Annotated in this window: 21 protein-coding genes; 12 read left to right on the top strand and 9 right to left on the bottom strand. The window is 64.0% G+C overall.

Annotated features, from left to right (window positions below):
• Nucleotides 1-38 precede the first annotated feature (38 nt).
• Nucleotides 39-629, top strand: a complete 591-nt coding sequence (locus tag WFP36_RS14720) for an ABC-type transport auxiliary lipoprotein family protein (RefSeq protein ID WP_336981544.1) — start codon at nucleotides 39-41, stop codon at nucleotides 627-629.
• A gap of 42 nt (nucleotides 630-671) precedes the next feature.
• Here WFP36_RS14720 and WFP36_RS14715 read toward each other — a convergent pair whose 3' ends face one another.
• The 5 genes from WFP36_RS14715 to crcB are packed head-to-tail and all read right to left on the bottom strand — an operon-like array spanning nucleotide 672 to nucleotide 3,850.
• Nucleotides 672-1,385, bottom strand: coding sequence for an ATP12 family chaperone protein (locus WFP36_RS14715; protein ID WP_336981543.1), 714 nt, complete (start codon nucleotides 1,383-1,385; stop codon nucleotides 672-674).
• On the bottom strand, nucleotides 1,367-1,576 hold the full coding sequence (locus WFP36_RS14710) for a hypothetical protein (protein WP_336981541.1): 210 nt from the start codon (nucleotides 1,574-1,576) through the stop codon (nucleotides 1,367-1,369). Before WFP36_RS14710 ends, WFP36_RS14715 begins: the two co-directional genes overlap by 19 nt.
• Complete coding sequence (locus WFP36_RS14705) at nucleotides 1,573-2,226, bottom strand: HAD-IA family hydrolase (protein ID WP_336981539.1); 654 nt, start codon at nucleotides 2,224-2,226, stop codon at nucleotides 1,573-1,575. The genes WFP36_RS14710 and WFP36_RS14705 overlap by 4 nt, the downstream gene beginning before the upstream one ends.
• Nucleotides 2,223-3,446, bottom strand: coding sequence for an RluA family pseudouridine synthase (locus WFP36_RS14700; RefSeq protein WP_336981538.1), 1,224 nt, complete (start codon nucleotides 3,444-3,446; stop codon nucleotides 2,223-2,225). Before WFP36_RS14700 ends, WFP36_RS14705 begins: the two co-directional genes overlap by 4 nt.
• Complete coding sequence (gene crcB, locus WFP36_RS14695) at nucleotides 3,443-3,850, bottom strand: fluoride efflux transporter CrcB (RefSeq protein ID WP_336981536.1); 408 nt, start codon at nucleotides 3,848-3,850, stop codon at nucleotides 3,443-3,445. Before crcB ends, WFP36_RS14700 begins: the two co-directional genes overlap by 4 nt.
• 212 nt (nucleotides 3,851-4,062) lie before the next feature.
• Between crcB and rpsU the strand changes: the two genes are divergently transcribed.
• From rpsU to gatA, 6 genes are all read left to right on the top strand, one after another.
• Entirely contained in the window at nucleotides 4,063-4,269 is a 207-nt protein-coding gene (gene rpsU, locus WFP36_RS14690; protein WP_054531871.1) for a 30S ribosomal protein S21, read from the top strand.
• A gap of 95 nt (nucleotides 4,270-4,364) precedes the next feature.
• Nucleotides 4,365-4,916: an FKBP-type peptidyl-prolyl cis-trans isomerase gene (locus WFP36_RS14685; RefSeq protein WP_336981534.1), complete on the top strand. Its 552-nt coding sequence runs from the start codon at nucleotides 4,365-4,367 to the stop codon at nucleotides 4,914-4,916.
• Nucleotides 4,917-4,981: 65 nt separating this feature from the next.
• Nucleotides 4,982-6,691 carry a DUF4153 domain-containing protein gene (locus WFP36_RS14680; RefSeq protein WP_336981532.1) on the top strand — a complete coding sequence of 570 codons (1,710 nt, stop codon included), beginning with the start codon at nucleotides 4,982-4,984 and terminating at the stop codon, nucleotides 6,689-6,691.
• Nucleotides 6,692-6,762: 71 nt separating this feature from the next.
• Nucleotides 6,763-7,065: an Asp-tRNA(Asn)/Glu-tRNA(Gln) amidotransferase subunit GatC gene (gene gatC, locus WFP36_RS14675; protein WP_336981530.1), complete on the top strand. Its 303-nt coding sequence runs from the start codon at nucleotides 6,763-6,765 to the stop codon at nucleotides 7,063-7,065.
• Nucleotides 7,062-7,205 (top strand): hypothetical protein, encoded by a 144-nt coding sequence (locus WFP36_RS14670; RefSeq protein ID WP_336981529.1) that lies wholly within the window; start codon nucleotides 7,062-7,064, stop codon nucleotides 7,203-7,205. Before gatC ends, WFP36_RS14670 begins: the two co-directional genes overlap by 4 nt.
• Nucleotides 7,202-8,686: an Asp-tRNA(Asn)/Glu-tRNA(Gln) amidotransferase subunit GatA gene (gatA, locus tag WFP36_RS14665; protein ID WP_336981526.1), complete on the top strand. Its 1,485-nt coding sequence runs from the start codon at nucleotides 7,202-7,204 to the stop codon at nucleotides 8,684-8,686. The genes WFP36_RS14670 and gatA overlap by 4 nt, the downstream gene beginning before the upstream one ends.
• A gap of 41 nt (nucleotides 8,687-8,727) precedes the next feature.
• On the opposite strand, the gene WFP36_RS14660 is transcribed toward gatA, so the two are convergent.
• A complete protein-coding gene (locus WFP36_RS14660; protein ID WP_336981524.1) occupies nucleotides 8,728-10,035 on the bottom strand; it encodes an acyltransferase family protein in 1,308 nt (435 codons plus the stop codon).
• Here WFP36_RS14660 and gatB point away from each other — a divergent pair.
• The 4 genes from gatB (at nucleotide 9,970) to WFP36_RS14640 (ending at nucleotide 13,604) form a co-directional block, all read left to right on the top strand.
• Nucleotides 9,970-11,466, top strand: coding sequence for an Asp-tRNA(Asn)/Glu-tRNA(Gln) amidotransferase subunit GatB (gene gatB, locus WFP36_RS14655; protein WP_419716640.1), 1,497 nt, complete (start codon nucleotides 9,970-9,972; stop codon nucleotides 11,464-11,466). The two genes, WFP36_RS14660 and gatB, sit on opposite strands and share 66 nt — an antisense overlap.
• Before the next feature lie 22 nt (nucleotides 11,467-11,488).
• Nucleotides 11,489-11,947, top strand: coding sequence for a tRNA (cytidine(34)-2'-O)-methyltransferase (locus WFP36_RS14650; RefSeq protein WP_336981522.1), 459 nt, complete (start codon nucleotides 11,489-11,491; stop codon nucleotides 11,945-11,947).
• A gap of 218 nt (nucleotides 11,948-12,165) precedes the next feature.
• On the top strand, nucleotides 12,166-12,717 hold the full coding sequence (locus WFP36_RS14645) for a hypothetical protein (protein ID WP_336981519.1): 552 nt from the start codon (nucleotides 12,166-12,168) through the stop codon (nucleotides 12,715-12,717).
• Nucleotides 12,714-13,604 (top strand): hypothetical protein, encoded by an 891-nt coding sequence (locus tag WFP36_RS14640; protein WP_336981517.1) that lies wholly within the window; start codon nucleotides 12,714-12,716, stop codon nucleotides 13,602-13,604. The genes WFP36_RS14645 and WFP36_RS14640 overlap by 4 nt, the downstream gene beginning before the upstream one ends.
• Nucleotides 13,605-13,672: 68 nt before the next feature.
• Here the strand turns inward: WFP36_RS14640 and WFP36_RS14635 are convergent, their stop codons facing one another.
• From WFP36_RS14635 to WFP36_RS14625, 3 genes are all read right to left on the bottom strand, one after another.
• Nucleotides 13,673-13,978, bottom strand: a complete 306-nt coding sequence (locus WFP36_RS14635) for a hypothetical protein (RefSeq protein WP_336981516.1) — start codon at nucleotides 13,976-13,978, stop codon at nucleotides 13,673-13,675.
• A 35-nt stretch (nucleotides 13,979-14,013) separates the two neighbouring features.
• Nucleotides 14,014-16,896: a M16 family metallopeptidase gene (locus WFP36_RS14630; protein ID WP_336981515.1), complete on the bottom strand. Its 2,883-nt coding sequence runs from the start codon at nucleotides 16,894-16,896 to the stop codon at nucleotides 14,014-14,016.
• Nucleotides 16,897-16,986: 90 nt separating this feature from the next.
• Nucleotides 16,987-19,149 carry an acylase gene (locus WFP36_RS14625; protein ID WP_336981514.1) on the bottom strand — a complete coding sequence of 721 codons (2,163 nt, stop codon included), beginning with the start codon at nucleotides 19,147-19,149 and terminating at the stop codon, nucleotides 16,987-16,989.
• A gap of 296 nt (nucleotides 19,150-19,445) precedes the next feature.
• Between WFP36_RS14625 and clpB the strand changes: the two genes are divergently transcribed.
• On the top strand, nucleotides 19,446-22,025 hold the full coding sequence (gene clpB / locus WFP36_RS14620; RefSeq protein WP_336981512.1) for an ATP-dependent chaperone ClpB: 2,580 nt from the start codon (nucleotides 19,446-19,448) through the stop codon (nucleotides 22,023-22,025).
• The last annotated feature ends 5 nt before the right edge of the window (nucleotides 22,026-22,030 follow it).

Genomic DNA, 22,030 nt, shown 5'->3' with positions numbered 1-22,030 from the left:
GTTGGGCCATGAAGAGTTGGGCCAGGAAGGGTTTCGCGATGACAGTGAGGCACAAGGCCGGGCTTGCGGCCATCGCTCTGGGATTGTCCCTGTCCGGCTGCGTCAGCCTGGGCAAGGAACCTCCGCCCTCGCTGTTCACCCTCACGCCCACCGCGCTGGCCCCGGCCGGTCTTTCGGCCAGCGGCACCTCCGCTCAGGCCCTTGCCGTGATCGAGCCGGATGCGCCCCAGCGGCTCGACGTTGCGCGCGTGCCGGTGCAGGTCGATGCGGCCACGGTGGCCTATCTGAAGGACGCAGTATGGGTGGAAAAGCCCGCGCGCCTGTTCGGTCGCCTGCTCGCTGAAACCATCCGCGCCAAGCAGACCCGGCTGGTGGTGGAAGGCAGCGACACTGCCTATGCGGCGGCTACGAAGCTGTCCGGCCAGCTTACCGAAATGGGTTACGATGCAGGCACCAGTTCCGTGGTGGTGCGCTTCGATGCAGTGCTGCGCCAGCCTGACGGCCAGATCCTCACTCGCCGCTTCGAAGCGAAAGTGGGCGGAGTGACCCCCGATGCCGCAAGCGTCGCTCCGGCGCTGAACGAGGCTGCAAATAAGGTCGCTGCCGAAGTGGCGGATTGGATCGGGTAAGCCAGACCTCGTCAGAGCATCCAGAAGCGGGGCTGGAAGCGATCAGTCCGGGCGTGCCAGTCGGGCAAACTCCAGTGCGGCGGCAAATTCGCCGAGGCGCTTTGCCCGCTTTTCCTCTGCCGTCCATTCCCAGCCCCATTGCTCGGCCTGCCAGTCTTCCTCGGCATTGGCGATGGCCCAAAGGGCTTCCGCATCCGCATCGTCGTCAAGGGCGGTGAGCGCGACGGCGAGCGAAGCGGAGAGGGACGCCATGGTCTTGAGCGCCGCAAGGGCGAAGGGATCGAGCGCTTCGAGATGGGTCTTCAGCGCGGCGAGCGTTTCGGCCGGTTGAGGGCGGTGCATGATGCCGCTCACCCGCTCGAAGCGCAGGCTGTGGCGCTCCTCAAGCGCTTTCAGCACCGGTTCCCACAGCTGCTGTTGGCGGGAGTAGAGCGGCTCGTCCGGGTCAGCGCGGTAGCAGAGCGTATCGGTTTCGGCATAGCGCAGGATCGAGGGCACTTCGGCTGCGGGATCGGCTGAAACCACGTCAATCGCGTAATCGGCCAGATCGCGATAACGAAAGGCGGCCGCGTCGATCTCCTCGCCCTGGTCGGCCCATTCCAGCGCCATTGCCTCGGCCAGCGCGCGGCTGGGCACGATCTGCGCGGCGCCGCGCTGGGATTTGATCCCGCGCCCGTCCAGCGTCACCCGCCAGCCACCTTCGACCGGTTCGACCGCAACATTCTTGTAGAAGCGCTTCATTTCGGCGTCCGCCATTTGCGGGCGAGAAGCTGTGGCACGAGATAGACATCGACGAGCCCGGCAAGGATCAGCACGTAGCCCGCTTCCTTGGGCCATTCGATGATCTGGCGCACCACCAGCGCACCTGCCAGCACCATGGCGACGCCGGCCAGGCGGACGATGGAAATGATCGCCCAGCGGTCACGGGCCTGATTGTCATTGCTCATCGCAGCAATTCCCGCAGTTCGGCGGCATTGGCGGCCACGGCCTCGGCCCCGGCGTCCATCAGTTCCTGCACTGCGTGATAGCCCCAGGCGACACCGATTGGCCGGGCGCCCGCGGATTTGGCCATTTCGATGTCATAGGCCGTATCGCCGATCATTGCCGTGGTCGACGGCGCGGCGAAAGCTTCGGCCATGGCCTGCTCCAGCATGGCGGGATGCGGCTTGGACGGGTGCTTGTCCGCCGTCTGCAGCGTGACGAACAGGTCCAGCAATCCGTGATTGGCAAGGCAGCCCTTCAACCCGCGCTCCGACTTGCCGGTGGCGACACCCAGCGTCCAGCCGCTGCGGTGGAGATCGCCCAGCAAATCGCGAATGCCGTCATAAAGCGGCTCGGCCACCTGCCCGCTGGTGCGCGCGGCGAAAAAGGCGGCGCGATAGGCTTCCACTAGATGGGTGTGCTGCTCGGCTTCGGCATCGGGGGCGAGATGGCGGATGGCAACCGGCAGGCTCAGCCCCACGATCCGCCGGACCGAGGAATTGGCCGGGGCAGGCAGGCCCACCGTCTCGAAGGCAGTGCGCATCGCGTTGCACACGGCCGCCTGGCCATCGACAAGGGTTCCGTCGCAATCGAACACGGCAAGGCGGATGGTCACTTGCGGCCTCTCGGCCCCGGCTTTCCGGCGGGCTTTGCTCCAGGTTTCGCTCCCGGCCGCCGTGCGGGTTTCGCGCCGGGCTTGCCGTCAGGCTTTCCAGCGGCAGCAGGCTTGCCCCGGCGAGGCGGTGCATCGCCGGAGGGGCCGCGCTTGCGGCGCTCGCCCCGCCGTTCCTTGCGGTATTGCTTGGCATGGGCCTTGGCCGCCTGCTTCTTCTCGGTGCGAGAGGGCGGGGGCGCGCTTTCTTCCGGCAAGGCGTCGCTCATCGAAATGTCGAAGCCCAGCTGTTCCATGCTGGTGGCGAAATGGCTGGGCAGTTCGGCCGTCGCGTCCAGCTTGCCGCCATCGGGATGGTCGATGATCAGGCGCCGGGCATGCAGGTGCATCTTGCGGCTTATGCTGCCGGTCAGGAAGGCTTCCGGGCCGCCATATTTGCCGTCGCCCACGATGGGATGGCCGATCGCGGCCATGTGGACGCGCAGCTGGTGCGTGCGGCCGGTCAGCGGCTGCAATTCCACCCAGGCGGCGCGCTTGGCCGCACGGTCGATCACGCGGTAGCGGGTGCGGGCGGGCTGGCCGTTTTCCTCGTCCACATGCATCTTCTCGCCGCCAGTGCCCGGCTGCTTGGCGATAGGCGCGTCGATCGTGCCTTCCAGCACATCGGGCACGCCCACGATCAGCGCCCAATAGACCTTCTTTGCCGAACGGCCCGAGAAGCGCTTGGAGAAGAAGGCCGCGCTGCCCGGCGTGCGGGCCACCAGCAGCACGCCGCTGGTATCCTTGTCGAGCCGGTGGACCAGACGCGGGCGGGCTTCATCGCCGCGCACGAAGGCGTCGAGCAATCCGTCGACATGGTCCTTCATCTTCGTTCCGCCCTGCGTGGCGAGGCCCGGCGGCTTGTTGAGCACGATGGCGGAGCGATCCTGCGTGATCACCATGGCCTCGGCGCGGGCGACATCTTCCTCGCTCAGTTCGCGGCGGGGGCGCGGCTCCTTGGCGGAACTGTCGCCGCCCGGCGGCACGCGGAGCACCTGGCCCATCTCCAGCCGGTCTTCCGGCTTGGCGCGCTTGCCGTCCACGCGAATCTGCCCGGTGCGGGCCCAGCGCGACACGGTGGCGAAGCCAACCTGCGGCAGATGGCGCTTGAACCAGCGGTCCAGCCGGATTCCGTCATCGTCGGCCCCGACGGTGAACTGGCGCACTTCCTCGGCCGGCTTCATCCTGCCACCCGCATGGCGATGAGGCCGATATAGAGGCCGGTCAGCCCAGCCAGCAGCGAAACCCCGGCATAAGTGAGTGCCAGGGTGGGCTGGCCGCGTTCGATCAGCAGCATCAGTTCCAGGCTGAAGCTGGAAAAAGTGGTGAAGCCGCCCAGCACGCCCACGCCCAGCAGCAGGCGCCAGAAATCGCCGCCGGTGCCGTGGCGGGCGAGGAAGCCGGCCAGCACGCCCATGGCGATGCTGCCAAGAACGTTGCAGGCCAGCGTTGCCCAGGGAAAGGCGGTGACGGTTGCGGGGCCGAGTGCGTGGGTCATCAGCCGTCCGAGCTGATAGCGCAGCACCGCGCCTGCTCCGCCGCCAAGGGCGACATAGGCGGTTGCGGCAAGGGGTGGGGTGGCAGTCATGAGCGGTGCCTTAGACGCGTGGCGCCGAAGTTGGAAGGCAGGCCGCGCCGATTTGATGGCTCAAATGCTTGCCTTTGGGGGCGCTTTTCGCTAGGGGCGCCCGCTATCGAGCCGTTCCTTCAAGGAATCGGCCATATTTTCGTTGATTCGTCAGGGCTGGTCCCCGCCGCTTCGCGGGGCGCCCCGGCAGTTGCTGTGAGGTGTTTGAATTTATGCAGATCATCGTTCGCGATAACAATGTCGACCAGGCCCTTCGCGCGCTCAAGAAGAAGCTGCAGCGTGAAGGCGTGTATCGCGAAATGAAGCTGCGCCGTCACTTCGAGAAGCCGAGCGAAAAGCGTGCCCGTGAAAAGGCCGCTGCCGTCCGCCGCGCCCGCAAGCTGGAGCGCAAGCGGATGGAACGCGACGGATCGAAGTAAGCGTTCAAGATCGCTTGAACCCACAGCATTGTTGAGCCAAGAGGGCGCGGCTTCAAATCCGCGCCCTTTTGCTTTTTGCTTTTCAGGAATCGCCCATGGCCGAAGTTACCCGCGTCCCGCTCCAGCCTTTGAAGAAGGGTTCCCTCGCCAAGCTGTGGCTGGGTGTCGTGGTGGTGATTCTCCTCGGTGCCGGGCTTGCCTGGCTCACCGTGCCGCAGGGCGTGACCATCACCGAACTGACTCCGGGCGTCGGCCCCAATCCGGGCAAGACCGATGTGGTCGTGGTGAATTATGTCGGCAAGCTGGATGACGGCACTGTGTTCGACCAGAGCCAGGGCGTTCCCTTCCCGCTGGGCCAGGGCATCATTCCCGGCTTCGCGGAAGGCCTCACCAAGATGAAGAAGGGTGGCAAGTACACCCTGCATATCCCGTCCGAGAAGGCCTATGGCCCGAAGGAACAGAAGAACCCGATGACGGGTGAGGTCGTGATTCCCGCCAATGCGGACCTGACCTTCGAGATCGAACTGATCGATTTCATGTCCGAGGCGGACTTCCAGCGCCGGATGCAGATCCAGCAGATGATGCAGATGCAGCAGCAGGGCGGCGTCCCCGGTGGTGCGCCGCAGGGCGCCCCTATCCCCGAATAAGGACTGGCGCTTAAGCTGAACCGGGGCGCTTGCCGCTGCCCCGGTGTTGGAGGATGTTCCTGTCCATGGGAGAGGAACGAATCGAGACGCCGGGGCTGCATGCGCGCGACTGGCCGCTACGCCCATGGATATTGGCTGGCCTGCTCGGCCTTGCCGGGCTGCTGATTTACTTAGTTACTGAGGGGCATGAGGATGACGCACCGCGCATGGCGGCGGCGGCCTTCCTGTTCTTCGGCCCCATGGCCGCCGCCTTCTCGCTCGAACGGGAAAGGTGGAAGGACGTAGCCATCTTCGCTCTGGTCGCAGGGTTGGTCATGGCCGGGCTGGCATGGCGCGCAGTGAATGCGGGCGATCACGCATCGGACGAGCACTTTGGCTTCGGCGCCGGGGTGATCGCCACTTTGCTGGCGCTGCCGCTGTTTCAGGCAGGCTTCCATCGTACCCGCTTTGCCACGCCCTATCGCGATACCCATTTCTTCGTCTGGACCGACGCGGTCAGCGCCGCGGGCGCCCTGGCCTTCACCGGGCTTTCCTTTGCGCTGCTGTTCGTCCTCGCCGCGCTTTTCCGGCTGATCCAGATCGATCTGCTGGAGGATTTGCTGGAAAAGGGCTGGTTCGGCTGGAGCGTGGCGGGCATCGCCTTTGGCGCGGCGCTGGGCACCTTGCGCAATTCGCTGAAAGTGCTGGGCGCCTTGCAATCGGTGGTGCTGCTGGTTCTCTCGCTGCTGGCGGTGCCGCTGGCCGTGGCATTGGCGATCTTCCTGATCGCGGTAGCTTTCTCGGGCCTCGACGTGCTGTGGGAGGCGACTCGCAGCGCCACGCCGGTGCTGCTCGCCTGCGCGGCGGGGTGCTTCATCCTCGCCAATGCCATCGTCCGCGAAGACGATACGGACATGACGCGCAATGTGGTGATGCGCGTCACTGCCTTCGTACTCGCCATGGGCATCTTGCCGCTTACCCTGCTGGCAGTGATCTCCATGGGCACGCGGGTGGCGCAATACGGCCTTTCGCCTGAGCGGTTGTGGGGCCTCACGGCCATCGCCGTGGCCTGCGCCTATGGCGTGGCGATCTGGGTTGCCGCGATCAGGGGAAAGGTGTGGCGCTGGCGGCCTTTCCTGCGCCGGGCGAATATGCACCTCGCGGTGGGGGTGAGCCTCTATGCCCTGTTGCTCGCTTTGCCGATCCTCGATTTCGCGGGCATTTCCGTCGCCAATCAGCTGTCGCGGCTGGAACGGGGCAAAGTGAGCGCCCAGGATTTCGACTACGACGCGCTCAAATGGGATTTCGGCGACGCCGGAAAGCGCGCGCTGGCGAAACTGGCCAGGAGCAACGATGCCGAGGTGGCCAAGCTCGCCAGGGAAGCGCAGGCGCGCAAGGAACGGCGCTGGAACTGGCAGGAGCCGCAGGAGAAGCGGGATCAGCGCCTTGCCAATCTGTCGGGCTTGAGTGCCGATCCGCAAATCGGGGCCGCGTTCGAACTCTTGCTGAGGCAGGAAGGTTGGCGTTGCAACAGCCGCTGCGTGGTGCTCGATCTTGGCACCTATCCCGAGGGCGCGCGTCATTTTGCGCTGGTCGAGGGCGGCGGGGTCCAGCATTTGCGATTGCAGGCTGACGGTTCGCTCCTGCCGGAAGCCGCCGGTCTGCGGCCACCCGTGCCGACCTTGAACAAAGTTGCGGCCGAAGCTCACGGCCGCGTGCCGCAGGTCGAAGTCCGCCCGTTCAGCGGCCGCCAGATTTATGTCGATGGCAAGCCGGTGGGGGAACCGTTCGAATAGGCCGTTCGAATAGTCGCCTTTGCGGCATCCCCGCGCTTGAAGGCGGGCCGCAGGCAAGCTAACGCGCGGCCATGTCTGTCGATAAAGCAACCGTGGCGAAGATCGCCTCGCTCGCGCGCCTCCGGATGAGCGACGAACAGCTCGACCGGATGGTGCCGGAGTTCAACAATATCCTCGCTTGGGTGGAGCAACTCGGCGAAGTGGACGTGACGGGCATCGAACCGATGACTGCCGTGATCCCGAACAGCCTGCGCCTGCGCGATGACGTGGTCGATGCCGATCCGCTGACCGGCGGCGGCAAGCGCGACGCGGTTCTGGCCAATGCTCCCGCCGCAGAACACGGCTTCTTCGGCGTGCCTAAGGTGATCGAATGATCGACCGGCGCATGGCTATTCGCGTGGGCTTCGACAAGCTCAGCCTGAGCGGGCTTGGTGGCCTGGCTCTTGAAATAACATCCGCTCAGCCTGAGCCTGTCGAAGGCCACGCGCTGAAGGTGGGACTGGACGACGCATGATTGACCTTACCGAACTCGGCGTCGCCGCCATCCGCGAAGGCGTGACCAAGGGCGATTTCACCGCGCGCGAAGTAGCAGAGGCGTTCAACGCCAATGTCGCCGCCGCGCAGGATGCGCTCAACGCCTTCATCGTCGCCACGCCTGAAAAGGCGCTGGAAGCAGCGGACAAGGTCGATGCGGATCGCGCCGCGGGCAAGGCGCTCGGCAAGATGGCCGGCGTGCCCATCGGCATGAAGGATCTCTTCGCCACGCAGGGCGTGCAGACCACGGCTGCCAGCCACATTCTGGAAGGCTTCAAGCCGGAATATGAAAGCACCGTGTCCCGCAAGCTGTGGGAAGCGGGCGCGGGCATGCTGGGCAAGCTGAACCTCGACCAGTTCGCTATGGGTTCGTCGAACGAGACGAGCTATTTCGGCAATGTGATTTCGCCGTGGCGCAAGCAGGGCAGCAATGCCGCGCTCGCGCCGGGCGGGTCCTCGGGCGGTTCCAGCGCAGCGGTGTCCGCGCGGCTCGCTCCGGCGGCTACCGGCACGGACACGGGCGGCTCGATCCGCCAGCCCGCTGCCTTCACCGGTATTTCGGGCATCAAGCCGACCTATGGCCGTTGCAGCCGCTGGGGTATCGTGGCCTTCGCCAGTTCGCTCGATCAGGCAGGCCCGATGGCGCGCGACGTGCGTGACTGTGCGATCATGCTGGAGGCGATGGCGGGTTTCGATCCCAAGGACGCGACCAGCCTCGACCTGCCGGTGCCGGAGTGGGAGACAGGGCTGGATTCGAACCTGCGTGGCAAGAAGGTGGGCATCCCGCGCGAATATCGCATGGATGGGATGGACGCCGAAGTGGCCAAGAGCTGGGACGATGGCATCGCCTGGCTGAAGGATGCGGGCGCCGAGATCGTCGATATCTCCCTGCCGCACACCAAATATGCCCTGCCGACCTATTACATCATCGCCCCGGCGGAAGCCTCGTCCAACCTCGCCCGTTATGACGGCGTGCGGTATGGCCTGCGCGATCTGCCCGATGGTGCCGGCCTGCAGGACATGTATGCCGCCACTCGCGCTGCCGGTTTCGGCGACGAGGTGAAGCGCCGCATCCTGATCGGCACCTATGTGCTGAGCGCCGGCTTCTATGACGCCTATTACACGCAGGCGCAGAAGGTCCGCACGCTGATCAGCCAGGATTTCAAGAACGCCTTCACGCAATGCGACGTGATCCTGGCGCCGACCACGCCCACCGCCAGCTTCCCGCTGGGCGACAAGCTGGACGATCCGCTGGCCATGTACCTGAATGACGTGTTCTCGGTTCCTGCCTCGCTGGCGGGCCTGCCGGCCATGTCGGTTCCGGTCGGGCTAAACAGCGAAGGCCTGCCGCTGGGCCTTCAGCTGATCGGCAAGGCCTTTGACGAACAGGGCGTGCTGAATGCTGGCCTGGCGATCGAGCAGCGCGCTGGCTTTGCGGCCAAGCCGGAGAAGTGGTGGTAACAGGCAATACGGAATGAACTCGGGCGAGTGATCGCCCGGGTTCATTCGAAAATTCTGCGTCGAAGCCGATTGAGCGGCAGATCGACATAGAGCCCGAGCAGCAATGCCAGCACCACTACCGGCCCGCAGGCCAGCAGCATCACTCCCTTGAGCATGAAGCCGGAATAGGTGGCGGACAGGATCGTGTACGCCCCGTAGACCAGCGGCAGGTGAACCGCATAGAGCGGAAAGGAAAGCGCGCCCAGCCAGCGGACGATCATGCCCTTGCCGCCGCTGTTCAGCGCTAGGGCAATGATAATCGGGTTGAACGCCATGACCGTCACGAGCTGACGCATCGGTTCGAGCCAGGCGAAGGGCCGCTCGATCGAATGGACCGAAGCCGGCAGCAACAATGCCAGCGCGAGCCACCAGAACCCGATCCGGGGCATGATCGAGACAATGCGTTCGCGAAAGCGGAACAGCGCGAGGCCGGTAAAGAAGCTGAACAGCGTCCGGACCACCGCGATATCGATATTGCGCGTATCGAACCCCCAGTTCAGCGATCCGACCATCAATGCCCGGATGGCAAGATGGGCGCCGGAAAGGGCAATCAGGATGAAGAGCAGGCGGTTCGACAGGATCTTGACCAGCAGGGCGTGGATCAGGTTCGCCAACAATTCGTAGAGGATCGACCACTGAACATTGTTCAGCGGGAAGGCCACGCTCTGTCCGAAGAAGGGGATAAAGCCGGCATGGGTGATCGCTGACATCGCGAAAGCGGCCTGGGCGAAACTGGCCAGTTCAGCAGCTTCGGGATTGAGACGCCATAACAGCAGGCCGAACAGCAGCCCGAGGAGGAGCATCGGATAAACCCGCAGCCACCGCCAGACCATGTACCGCCTGACGCCCAGGCCCTGCCGCAACCGGTTCTCGTAAGCCATCCCGATGACGAAGCCGCTGAGGCAAAAGAAGAAATCCACGGCGAGAAAAGAGTGCGAATTGCCCACATTCGCATGGCCCAGCATGACGGCGATTGCGGCAATGCCTCTCAGGCCGTCGAGCGCTTCGACATGGCTGCGACCCGACTTGCGTTCAGGCGGCTTCGCCAGTGAGGGGTGCTCACTGTCAACGTTTCCCTGGAATGCCAACGCCTGTTCCTCCGATTCGTACCGTCGTTGGAAACGGACGGCGAGGCTGCTTGCAGTGTCTCGATGTCGCCTTGGGGGCAGGGACAAGGCCGAGCTGTATTTCCGGATCAAACTCCACACTTTCCATGCCGATGCAAGTTGCCTATCGGCATCTCCATGACGAACTATCGCATTCAGGGCGCAACGGGCGAATGGGAGGTCGTGATCGGCCTCGAAGTCCATGCGCAGGTAACTTCCCATTCCAAGCTGTTCTCGGGCGCGGCCACGGCTTTCGGCGCGGAGCCTAACAGCCAGGTGTCGCTGGTCGATGCGGCCATGCCCGGCATGCTGCCCGTGCCGAACCGCGAATGCATCCGTCAGGCGGTGCGCACCGGGATGGCGATCAACGCCCAGATCAACAAGTGGAGCCGGTTCGACCGCAAGAACTACTTCTACGCCGATCTTCCGCAGGGCTATCAGATCAGCCAGCTCTATCATCCGCTGGTGGGTGAAGGCAGCCTTGAAGTGATCCTCGACGACAAGGATCCGGAAGGCAGCACCAAGACCATCGGGATCGAGCGTATCCATGTGGAACAGGACGCGGGCAAGCTGATGCACGATCAGCATCCAACCATGTCCTATGTCGATTTGAACCGCTCGGGCGTGGCCCTGATGGAAATCGTCAGCCGCCCGGATATGCGCAGCCCGGCCGAAGCGGGGGCATACCTTGCCAAGCTACGCTCGATCCTGCGCTATGTCGGCTCGTGCGACGGCAATATGGATCAGGGCTCGATGCGCGCGGACGTGAACGTTTCGGTGCGCAAGCCCGGCGAGCCCTTCGGCACGCGCACTGAAACCAAGAACGTCAATTCGGTCCGCTTCGTGATGGCCGTGGTCGAAAGCGAGGCGCGTCGTCAGGTCGATCTGATCGAGAGCGGCGGCACGGTGGTGCAGGAAACCCGGCTCTATGATCCGGACAAGAACACCACCCGGTCCATGCGCAGCAAGGAAGACGCGCATGATTACCGCTATTTCCCCGATCCGGATCTGTTGCCGCTGGAACTGGACGATGCATTCCTGGAGGAATGCCGCGCCTCTCTGCCAGAACTGCCCGATGCCAAGCGGCATCGCTATGAAACGGCGCTGGGGTTGTCTGCCTATGCCGCGGGCGTGCTGACCGCCGATGTGGAAACGGCGCGGTGGTTCGAAGCACTCGTCGCCGCAGCCGCAGCCAAGGCGAACAAGCCGGAAGCGGACCTTGCCAAGCAGGCTTCGAACTGGCTGATTTCCGAATTGTTCGGCGCGCTCAACAAGCTGGGCAAGAGCCTTGGCGAGAGCCCGGTTTCGCCTGAGGACGGGGCGGAACTGCTGGCGCTGATCGCAGACGGCACCATCTCCGGCTCGATCGCCAAGCAGGTCCTCGAAAAGATGCTGGAAACGGGCGACGGCGCGGCCGCCATCGTGGAGCGGGAAGGCCTCAAGCAGGAAAGCGATACTGGCGCCATCGAGGCCGCCGTGGACGCTGTGCTGGCCGCCAATGGCGACAAGGTGGAGCAGTACAAGGGCGGCAAGGAAGCCCTGTTCGGCTTCTTCGTGGGCCAGACGATGAAGGCCATGCAGGGCAAGGCCAACCCGCAGGTGGTGAACGAGCTGCTGAAGAAGAAGCTGGGGTGAGCAGCCTCTCTGGGAGCGGGCGATGCCGCTGAGCATCGTCCTCGTCCAGCCGGAGATTCCGGGCAATACCGGCGCGGTGGGGCGCACCTGCGTGGCGCTCGGCGCCGAACTGGTGCTGATCCATCCGCTGGGCTTCGAGATTTCCGATACGCGGGTGAAGCGGTCTGGTCTCGATTACTGGCCCCATGTGCGGCTGGCCGAGTTTCCCAGCTGGGATGCCTTCGTGGCCGAACGACAGCCGCGCGCGGAGCAGATGTTCCTGTTCGAGGAGCATGGCTCAAGCTCGTTCTACGACGCCGACTATCCGGAGGATGCCATCCTTGTCTTCGGGCAGGAGACCAAGGGCATCCCCGAGGCAATCTGGCGTGCCTTCCCCGGTCGCCAGTTCCATTTGCCCATGCGCTCCGACAAGATCCGTTCGCTCAATCTGGCGAATACTGTAGCTGCGGCGGCATATCAGGCGATGCGGGGGCATTTTTGACGCGCCAGGCTTTGTTGAGTGCGGGCGTTTTGGCCTGAATTTTTGACGAACGTGACTGCCTGAACTTATTTCGGAAATCTGATTAAGTATTACTGCGGAGCGGACTTACCTTGTGCATGCCGCTTGAGGAAATTAGCCCCGACTTTTCAGTGGGGGATCTGCGAATGAGATGGGGGTGGACAATTGCGGCGGCGACATTTGTCGCTGCGGCACCGGTTGTGGCGCAGGAGGACGGGGGCGAAGCGGCTTCGGTCGAGCAACGCAGCGATGAGGACTGGCAGGATTGGATGCCGGACCCGGCTGAGATCGAGATGCCCGAGCTTGCCTTCGCGGAGAGCGCGGACACCATCAAGAATTATCAGAAATACTATTATTTCAATCGTCCCGGCACGCCCTTCAAAGAGGCGCTGTCCGATCTGCGCCAGTGCGACGGGTTCTCCCGCGGTCTCTATGGCGGCAACTATTATCCCGATGCGTCGACGACGGCGATGTATGGCCTTGGCGGGGCCATTGGCGGTGCGATTGGCGGCGCCATCGCAAGTGCGATTTACGGTTCGGCGGAAGAACGCCGCAAGCGCCGTGTCAACATGCGCCGCTGCATGTTCTTCAAGGGGTATGAACGCTATGGCCTGTCCAAGGAATTGTGGGTGAACTTCAATTTCGAAGAAGGCAATTCAGACGTTCCGGAAAAGGAACGGCAGGAAAAGCTCGCCCAGCAGGCAAAGGTGGCATCAGGGCCGAAACCGCAGGCCAAGGGGCTTGGGCTGTGAAGCGGGCTGCACTGATAGCGCTGGCGCTTACGTCGGCAGCCCTTGGGGCGGCTCATCCCGCTTATGCCAAGGAAGAGGAGTGGAATACCCGCATCGTCAAGGACAAACCCAATGTGACCTTTGATCCGATGAAGGGTTACATTCTTGTCGAGACTCTGAGCCCGGTGGCCGTCACCTTCTTTCAGGCTCCGACGGAGGAAGAGCGAGAGCAGGATACGAAGGCGCGCGATGAGGCGTTTGCCAAAGAGCATCAGGACTGGGTCAAGAAACATGCACAGTGGGAACGCAGTGTGGCGGCCTACAAACCTGCGCCCAACGCCATAAAGCCACGTTCTGAACCGGAAGAGCCGACCCTGAAATCAATGGACTGGCCATCGTTGGAATTGTCCAGAATGATTTCGCTGGGGCCACTCAACCGCTTCGCCAAGAGCGACGATGTTTCGCTTTACCTTCAGGAAGTGCCACCCGGCGAATATGTCTATTATGGCAGCCTGACCCTTGGCGTTGGCGCCTGCGCCTGCATGGGGACGGTGAAGTTTGATGTTGCACCGGGCAAGATCACGACCTTGCGTTATAAGCCCGGGAACCTTGATGCACAGGGAGTGCTTCTGGAAGACCCGCAACCCGTTGCTGAGGATGTCGATCAGGACGATCTTCTCGTTCGCACAACGATGATCATCGGGCAGGTGGATGAGAATGCACATGATTCTCGCCTGCCAGCAGATATGCTTGTGCCAGCGGAATTTGTGCCCGTGCCGGATTTGCCCAACTGGATGAAGGCCGAGATCAATCGCGTGGAGCCGATTCCGGGCGTCATGACCTATGATCGCGACAGGATGATCGACCTGCGGGCAAAGGCTGGTGAGCCGTCGGCCCCCCTGCAATAATCTGCCGACCAATGAAAAAGGGCGCCGGATCGCTCCGGCGCCCTTTTTGCGTTCAGGTGCTGCCGAACTCAGCCCTTGCGGGAGCCCGTCATCGGCATGGCGCCGAAGGCACCGGCATTGACGGTGCCGGTCAGCGTGTCGCCGTCGATCGTGGCAGTGGCTTCCAGGGTGAGGGGCATGGGCACGGTCATGTCCATCTTCCAGGTCAGCGTGTTGCCGTCGATCTTGCCTTCCTTGACTTCCAGCGAGCCGAGCGGGCCGGCGTTGAGGCCGGTGAAGCTGGCGCCGTCATCGGAAGGGACGACAGTGAAGGTGCTGGTCTGGTCGCCCATCGGGGTCTTGGTCAGGCATTCATAGGTACCGGCAACGGACATGGTGTTCTCCTCTCGAAAGGGGGCAAGCGGCGGGCTTATTCCGCCTCACTTACATTGTTGTCAGTATCGGCATATTCAACGGGCATGTCCAGCCCTGCAAGCTGCTGATCTATCACCTTGCGGTCCCCCACCACAATGATCGCCAGATCGTCGGGCAGGAGATATTGCCGCGCTGCCGCGTCAATCGCTTCCTTGGTCACAGAGCGATAGATTTCGGGCAGCTGCACCTGATAATCGTCCGGGCGGCCGAACTGGGCATTGGTAACCAGTGCGCCCAGCACTTGGCCATTGGTCTGATACCGGTTGGGCATGCCGCGGATATTGCCATCGGTTACCCGCTGGAATTCGGCGTCTTCCACCGGGCGGCTGCCGGGGAAAGCGGCCATGTTGTTTAGGATCAGGCGGATCGAATCCGCTGTCTTGTCGGACTGGACCTGCGTGTAGACCAGCAAAGCCTCAGGCCCCTGGTTGCGCATGATCTGGCTGCCCACGCCATAGCTCCAGCCCTTGTCCTCGCGCAGGTCGAGATTGAGGCGGGAGAGGAAGCCGTCGCCGATCACTTCGTTGGCGAGGTCCAGCGCCTCCTGCCCCTGCTGCTTGCCGGTCAGCGGCAGCAGACGGCCGAAGACCAGCACCGATTGCGGCGAGTTGGGCCGGTCGATCACCACCAGCCTGCGCTTGGGCGCGGGCGTGGCGACGGTCAGATCCTTGCGCGGGGGCATGGAACGGATACCCGGCCAGTGGCCGAAGGTGGCGTTGAGCTGAGGCAGCAGCTTATCCATGGTGATGTCGCCTACCACAGTGATGCTGGCGAGGTCCGGCCGCAGCCAGCGGCGATGCTCGGCCGAAATCGCCTCGGGCGTGAGCGCGGAAATCACGCTTTCCTCGCCCAGGCCGCCGACCGTTCCATAGGGATGGGCCGGACCGTAGAGGATCGGCCGCAAGGCGCGGGTGGCAAGGCCGAAGGGCGATGCCTTCTCCTGCGCGATATCGGCCAGCCGCTGGTCCTTCACGCGGGCGACGTCTTCCGGCTTGAAGGCGGGGTTGCGCACCATATCCGCCATCAGCTCGAGCGAGGGCGTGAGATTGGCGGTGAGTGCGGTGAGCGAGACCGAACTGCTGTCGAGGTCCGACCCGGTGCCGATGGAGGCGCCCAGCCGTTCCTGCTCTTCCGCGATCTGCACGGCACTGCGGGTGGTGGTGCCTTCTTCCAGCAGGTCCATCATCAGCGACTGAGTGCCTGCCGCTTCCGTGCCGTCTGCAGCGAAGCCCGCGTCGAAGGATAGGTGGACCGAAACCTTGGGAATGGCCGTGCGGCGGGCGAGGGTGACGGTGATGCCGTTATCCAGCTTCGCCCGCTCCACTCCGGGGAAGGTCAGTTCGCCGACATCGGCCACGGGGGGATATTCGCGCGGGGCACTGCGCGGCACGTCGGGTACCGGCTGCCTGGCATCGGGCGCAGGCGCGGGGGTCGTACCTTCATCGCCCCAGCCGCCCATCGAGGCGCCGTCGTCGGTCCGCTCGCCAGGCACCACGGCCAGGCGATAGGAGGGGCGAGTGAGCCAGCGCTGCATGGCCTGCTGGACCTCGGCAGGCGTCAGCGCGGCCATGCGTTGAAGCTCGCGCTTGTAGTTGGCCGGATCGCCCGCATAGAGCAGCCCTTCGGCCAGCGTGGCGCCTTTGCCGGAAAAGCCGCCGACCACTTCCAGCGCGCCGATCTGGGCGGATACCGTCTGCGTGGCGGCGCGTTGCAATTCGTCCTGCGTCGGCCCCTTGGCGACAAGCTCTGCGATGATCTCGTCCAGGCGCTTTTCGGCCTGCGCCCGGTCCACGCCGGGCTTCACGTCCATTTCCACCTGCAGGAAGCTCAGCTGCTCGAATTGCTGGGCAGCGGCCGAAACTCGCACGGCCAGTTGTTCATCGCGCACCAGCGCATTGTCGAGACGGGAACTGGCAAGGCCGCCCAGCACATGCATGCCGATGGCCAGCGGCACGGCATCCGCGCTGGTCAGCGCAGGACCCGTCCATGCACGATAGATGCGCGTTACCGGCACCTGATCGGTCATCTCGCGAGTGACCGGCGCGGCGAGGGTAACGGGTTCAGCGGCGATCTTGGCGATGTCCGGCCCGCGCGGGATGTCGCCGAACCACTTTTCCACCTTGGGCCGCGCGGTCGCCACATCGATATCGCCCGACAGGACGAGCACGACATTGTTCGGCCCGTAACTGTCAGTGAACCACTTGCGGACATCGGTGATGCTGGCCGCGTCGAGGTCTGCCATCGAACCGATGGTGGAGTGGCGATAGGGATGGCCAACCGGCAGCAGCCCCTCGTTCAGCGCATAGTCCACCAGGCCATAGGGCTGGTTGTCGCCCTGCCGCTTCTCGTTCTGGACCACGCCGCGCTGCTTATCGAGCTTGTCCTGCGTCACCGCCCCGAGCAGATGGCCCATGCGGTCGCTTTCCATGAACAGGGCGAGGTCCAGCGCGCCAGTGGGGACGGTTTCGATATAGTTCGTGCGGTCGAACCAGGTGGAACCGTTGGTGGAAGTGGAACCGGCTGCCTCCAGTGGGATGTCGAAATTCTCGACATTCTCCGATCCACCGAACATCAGATGCTCGAACAGATGGGCAAAGCCGGTGCGGCCGCGCGGCTCATGCTTCGATCCCACGCGGTAATAGATCGTCACGCCTACAATCGGGGCTTTGCGGTCCGTGTGGACGATAGTGGTCAGCCCGTTGGGCAGAGTGAAGCTCTCATAGGGAATGTCGACCTGCTGGACGAGCCCGGCCAGCGGCGCGGGCTGGGCGGCAGGCGCGCTTTTGAGCGAAGCCTGCGACGACTGCGCGCCTGCGCAGGACGCCAGCGCCAGCGAGGCCGTAAGCGTGAGGAAGAGGGGGGCGAATTTGCGGCGCATGGTCAGTCCCTTGATATGCGGCGGGCTTCCGCTTCCTCGCGATGGGGAAGATGGAAACCTTCGAAACTATCCAGCTGGCCTAACGCCTGCTCAGCCGCCCGTCACTTCATATCGACGAACGGCATGTTTCAACGCATCGGCGCGTTCGAACCAAACCGGCTTGCGCTTTTTGGCCACGAACAGCGCGGATTGATCGGTGTAATGCGGGCTGTCCGGCCGGGTTGTGGCGCTGCCGAAGGGCATGACGGACGTGGAGCGGACCTTGCCGTCCCTGCCCCATTCCACGAACATGATGAAGCTGTCGCCATGCTTCACCGAGGCGTGGCCATCGGGGGCAAGATCGAAATTTGTGGCGGCGCGCAGGGTGTCGCTGCCGCCATCGTAAGGCAGGTCGGTTTTTCCCTGGCGCAGGCGCAGGAACTCGCCGAGCGGTGGGTCCAGCCGACCGAAATGCTCCATCATGTGATGCGCGGCAAAGGCCAGATGGGCGCGTGGTTCGGGCAGGGGCGTGTTGTTGTAATCCGAACGGCTCGCTTCATTGAGGATCAGGCCGGCCAGTGCGTCGGCGCGGCCCCTGCCATCGGACGTATAGTCCCATTCGCCCAGCAGCTTCTGCGCTTTTACCAGCAGTGGATCGTCGGAGACGTCCAACGCGGCAATCCCGTCCAGCATCTGGGCGACATAGCCCGCGCGCTCCCAGCCGGTGTCGTATTTGATCCGCTCCAGCGCGGGGAGGCCGATCGGGCCTTCGATCTGCGCAAACAGCTTCTGCGCGCGGCGGGCGCGGTTGGTCATGGTCAGTTCCACGCCATATTCGGGCGGAACGCTGGCGGGCGAAAGGTCGCTCGGCCCGGCAGCGGCGAAGGGTGTGTTGTTGGCATTCCACAGGAAGCCCGATGCCGGGTTGAGATAGAAGGGGATCTTCTCGAACGGCGCCATGCTGCGCCAGATCAGGTCCGACCGGTCGCCCGGCAGCACACGGCGCCAGTCCGGACCGGAAATCCGTTCCGGGATGGCGGCGTTGTAGTGATAGGCGATATTGCCCGCCGCATCGGCATAAATGAAATTGGTCGACGGCACTGCCTGCATGGCTAGTGCGGCACGCCATTCGGCATAGTCGCGGGCCTTGTTGAGCCGGAAATATTCCTCCAGCTGGCCGATCCCGCCCATACCGCCATAGCGGATGGCGAAGGCGCCCTTGGGGCCTTTGACCACCGGCCCATGCTCGCTGCGCCAAACAGTGCGGCGGATGGGCAGGGTGATCGGGCCGAGCTTGACCGGCAGGAGGATGTCCCGGCGTTCCAGATCGTGCCACTTGCCATCGAGCCGGTATTTCGTGCCGCTGGGATCGAGCACCAATCGATAGGCATCGATGATGTCCGGGCGATTGACCGTGTTGGTCCAGCCCAGCGTTTCATTATGGCCCAGCAGGGGGAAGGGCGCGCCGGGGAAAGTCGCCCCCGCATAGTGCCAGCCCTCGTCGCTCTGGACTACCAGTTCGTACCACGCCACCGGCCCGCGCCAGGGTTGGTGAGTGTTGGAGACCAGCCGGGTGGTGCCGTCTCCCGTGCGCGAAGGGGCGATGGCGAAGGCGTTGGAGCCATTGTCGTCCGATCCTTCGCCCAGCGGCGTGGGTGGCGGCGGATTGCCGGGCTTTGTGGCATCGAACACCGGGCCGAAATCCACTGCCGGGTCTTCGCCTTCGGCCAGCGGGGCGATGACCCGGTCCAGCCCGAAGAAGAAAGGCTGGCGCAGGGCAAAGCCGGTGGCGATATCCAGCCCGTCCACCGGGAAGAGTTTGCCCAGCTTCACTTCGCGCGGATGGGCCTTGGCATAGGTGTTGAGCCCGGTCGCATAGGCATCCAGCAGCGCGCGGATATCGGCGGGCAGCTTGCCATATTCCCGCTCCGCCGTGCCGCGCGCGTCGATCAGGTGATAGGCGAAGTCCACTGCCGCGCCCTCTTGGCCGATTACCGCGCCATAGCGGCCGCGCGTCATCGCGATCACATCCTGCAAGGTGGAGAAATCGTCCTCCGCATGGGCCATGGCGATGCCGAAGGCGACATCCGCGTCGCGCTTGCCATGGATATGTGGCACGCCCCATTCGTCGCGAACGATCTCGGCGCGATAGGTCTTGCCAGTCGGCGCTTTCGAAGGGCTGGCGGCAAAGGGTTCCCAGGTGGCGAGGCCGATGAAGACACAGGCAAGCAGCGCAAGCACGCCCCAGCCGATCCGCGCGAGCCACCGCTTCATACCCGTTCTCCCCTGAGCGGGCGCAGCCTTTCCGGCAGCGCATTATCATTTGAAACTTTCCTACACGGCCTCGCCCGGTCTAGACAATGGCCCATGAGCCTGCCCCGTTTCCGGCCGCTATTCGCCTGATTTGACACGCATCAGTGAGGGCCGCGAATTTTTGCGCGACGGGTCTGTAACATGTGTAACACCTCCCCATATGGGGCAGGCACACGGGCTGACAAAAAACCGGGACGAGGGCTTGTGTTGCCAAAGTGCAACACCATATCCAGGCGGAAAGGTATTGAGGGCACCCCATGAATCTCGAAAAATTCACCGATCGCGCCAAGGGTTTCCTGCAGAGCGCACAGACCGTCGCCATCCGCATGAGCCATCAGCGGATCGCGCCCGAACATCTGCTGAAGGCACTGCTCGAAGATAGCGAAGGCATGGCCGCGCAGCTGATCCAGCGTGCGGGCGGCAACGCGACTATCGCCACTGCCGAAGTGGACAAGGCGCTGGCCAAGATCGCCTCTGTCTCCGGCAGCGGGGCGCAGGCGACGCCGGGCCTCGACAATGACACTGTGCGTATTCTCGACCAGGCCGAGCAGCTTGCCGCCAAGGCGGGCGACAGTTTCGTGCCGGTGCAGCGCATCGTGCAGGCCATCGCGCTGGCGACGACCACGGCGGCGGGGCAGGCCCTCAAGGCGGCCAATGTCGATGCCAAGGCGCTGGAAGCGGCGATCCAGGAAGTGACCGGCGGCCGCGCCGCGCATTCCTCGGGTGCCGAAGAAAGCTATGACGCGATGAAGAAATACGCTCGCGACCTGACCGAGGCCGCGCGGGCCGGCAAGCTCGACCCGGTGATCGGCCGCGACGAGGAAATCCGCCGCACTGTGCAGATCCTTGCCCGGCGTACCAAGAACAACCCCGTGCTGATCGGCGATCCCGGCGTCGGCAAGACGGCGATTGCCGAGGGCCTTGCCCTGCGCATCGCCAATGGCGACGTGCCGGACAGCCTGAAGGACCGCAAGCTGATGGCGCTCGACATGGGCGCGCTGATCGCGGGTGCGAAATATCGCGGCGAGTTCGAGGAACGGTTGAAAGCCGTGCTCGACGAAGTGAAGGGCGCGGAAGGCGACATCATCCTGTTCATCGACGAGATGCACACGCTGATCGGTGCCGGCGCTTCCGAAGGCTCAATGGACGCCGGCAATTTGCTCAAGCCCGCCCTTGCGCGCGGCGAGCTGCATTGCATCGGCGCGACCACGCTCGACGAATATCAGAAATATGTCGAGAAGGACGCCGCCCTGCAGCGCCGCTTCCAGCCAGTCTTCGTGGACGAGCCGACCGTGGAGGATACGATCAGCATCCTGCGCGGGCTGAAGGAAAAGTACGAGCTGCACCACGGCGTGCGCATCACCGATGGTGCGATCGTGGCGTCTGCAACCCTGTCCAACCGCTACATCACCAACCGTTTCCTGCCGGACAAGGCGATCGATTTGATGGACGAGGCTGCCAGCCGCATCCGCATGGAAGTGGAAAGCAAGCCCGAGGAAATCGAGAAGCTGGACCGCAAGATCATCCAGCTCAAGATCGAGGAAATGGCCCTTTCCAAGGAGACGGATGCCGCTTCCAAGGATCGGCTGGATGCCCTGCGGGAGGAACTGGCCAATCTCGAACAGCAGTCGAGCGAGCTGACTACCCGCTGGCAGAACGAGCGCGACAAGATCGCTGCCGAAGGCAAGATCAAGGAAGAGCTGGACGCTGCCCGGCTGGAACTGGAACAGGCTCAGCGCCAGGGCGATCTCGCCCGGGCGGGCGAGCTTTCCTATGGCCGCATCCCCGAGCTGGAGAAGAAGCTGGCCGAGGCCCAGTCCCAGTCAGAGAACGCCCTGCTGCGCGAGGAAGTGACCGAGGACGATATCGCTGCCGTCGTCAGCAAGTGGACCGGCGTGCCGGTCGACAAGATGATGGAAGGCGAACGCGAGAAGCTGCTCCAGATGGAGCAGGTGATCGGCAAGCGCGTGATCGGGCAGGCACAGGCGGTCGAGGCCGTGTCCAAGGCGGTGCGCCGCGCGCGCGCCGGCCTGCAGGACCCGAACCGGCCGCTGGGCAGCTTCCTGTTCCTCGGCCCCACGGGCGTGGGCAAGACCGAGCTGACCAAGGCGCTGGCCGAATTCCTGTTCGACGATGACAGCGCGATGGTGCGCATCGACATGTCGGAGTTCATGGAAAAGCACGCCGTTGCCCGCCTGATCGGTGCCCCTCCGGGTTATGTCGGCTATGAGGAAGGCGGCGTGCTGACCGAAGCCGTGCGGCGTAGGCCCTATCAGGTCGTGCTGTTCGACGAGGTGGAGAAGGCGCATCCCGATGTGTTCAACGTGCTGTTGCAGGTGCTGGACGATGGCCGCCTGACCGACGGGCAGGGCCGCGTGGTGGATTTCTCCAACACACTGATCATCCTCACGAGCAATCTGGGCAGCCAGTATCTGGCGAACATGGACGACGGGCAGGATGTGTCCGCGGTCGAACCGCAGGTGATGGAAGTGGTGCGGGCGCATTTCCGCCCCGAATTCCTCAACCGTCTGGACGAGATCATCCTGTTCCACCGCCTCAGCCAGGCGAATATGGAACCGATCGTCGATATCCAGGTCGGCCGGGTGCAGAAGCTGCTGAAGGACCGCAAGATCGCGCTCAACCTCACCGAGGCGGCGCGGCGCTGGCTGGGCCGGGTGGGTTACGATCCGGTCTATGGCGCAAGGCCGCTCAAGCGAGCGGTGCAGCGTTACCTGCAGGACCCGCTGGCGGAGAAGCTGCTCGCCGGCGAAATCCCCGACGGTTCGACTGTCAACGTGGACGAAGGCGACGGCGCGCTGAGCATCGCCGTAAGCTGATACCA

Source organism: Fulverythrobacter fulvus (assembly GCF_037154085.1).
In the GTDB taxonomy this organism is placed as follows: Bacteria; Pseudomonadota; Alphaproteobacteria; order Sphingomonadales; family Sphingomonadaceae; genus Andeanibacterium; species Andeanibacterium fulvum.
This window is presented reverse-complemented; position numbering and strand designations above follow the sequence as displayed.

Excerpts from the sequence above, each read along its gene's own strand:
- WFP36_RS14635 (WP_336981516.1), bottom strand. The coding sequence starts at position 13,978 with ATGTCCGTTGCCGGTACCTATGAATGCCTGACCAAGACCCCGATGGGC.
- WFP36_RS14630 (WP_336981515.1), bottom strand. The coding sequence starts at position 16,896 with ATGCGCCGCAAATTCGCCCCCCTCTTCCTCACGCTTACGGCCTCGCTG.
- WFP36_RS14685 (WP_336981534.1), top strand. The coding sequence starts at position 4,365 with ATGGCCGAAGTTACCCGCGTCCCGCTCCAGCCTTTGAAGAAGGGTTCC.
- rpsU (WP_054531871.1), top strand. The coding sequence starts at position 4,063 with ATGCAGATCATCGTTCGCGATAACAATGTCGACCAGGCCCTTCGCGCG.
- clpB (WP_336981512.1), top strand. The coding sequence starts at position 19,446 with ATGAATCTCGAAAAATTCACCGATCGCGCCAAGGGTTTCCTGCAGAGC.
- WFP36_RS14720 (WP_336981544.1), top strand. The coding sequence starts at position 39 with ATGACAGTGAGGCACAAGGCCGGGCTTGCGGCCATCGCTCTGGGATTG.
- WFP36_RS14715 (WP_336981543.1), bottom strand. The coding sequence starts at position 1,385 with ATGGCGGACGCCGAAATGAAGCGCTTCTACAAGAATGTTGCGGTCGAA.
- WFP36_RS14680 (WP_336981532.1), top strand. The coding sequence starts at position 4,982 with ATGGGAGAGGAACGAATCGAGACGCCGGGGCTGCATGCGCGCGACTGG.
- gatA (WP_336981526.1), top strand. The coding sequence starts at position 7,202 with ATGATTGACCTTACCGAACTCGGCGTCGCCGCCATCCGCGAAGGCGTG.
- gatB (WP_419716640.1), top strand. The coding sequence starts at position 9,970 with ATGACGAACTATCGCATTCAGGGCGCAACGGGCGAATGGGAGGTCGTG.
- gatC (WP_336981530.1), top strand. The coding sequence starts at position 6,763 with ATGTCTGTCGATAAAGCAACCGTGGCGAAGATCGCCTCGCTCGCGCGC.
- WFP36_RS14670 (WP_336981529.1), top strand. The coding sequence starts at position 7,062 with ATGATCGACCGGCGCATGGCTATTCGCGTGGGCTTCGACAAGCTCAGC.
- WFP36_RS14700 (WP_336981538.1), bottom strand. The coding sequence starts at position 3,446 with ATGAAGCCGGCCGAGGAAGTGCGCCAGTTCACCGTCGGGGCCGACGAT.
- WFP36_RS14710 (WP_336981541.1), bottom strand. The coding sequence starts at position 1,576 with ATGAGCAATGACAATCAGGCCCGTGACCGCTGGGCGATCATTTCCATC.
- WFP36_RS14650 (WP_336981522.1), top strand. The coding sequence starts at position 11,489 with ATGCCGCTGAGCATCGTCCTCGTCCAGCCGGAGATTCCGGGCAATACC.
- WFP36_RS14625 (WP_336981514.1), bottom strand. The coding sequence starts at position 19,149 with ATGAAGCGGTGGCTCGCGCGGATCGGCTGGGGCGTGCTTGCGCTGCTT.
- crcB (WP_336981536.1), bottom strand. The coding sequence starts at position 3,850 with ATGACTGCCACCCCACCCCTTGCCGCAACCGCCTATGTCGCCCTTGGC.
- WFP36_RS14660 (WP_336981524.1), bottom strand. The coding sequence starts at position 10,035 with ATGGACTTCGAGGCCGATCACGACCTCCCATTCGCCCGTTGCGCCCTG.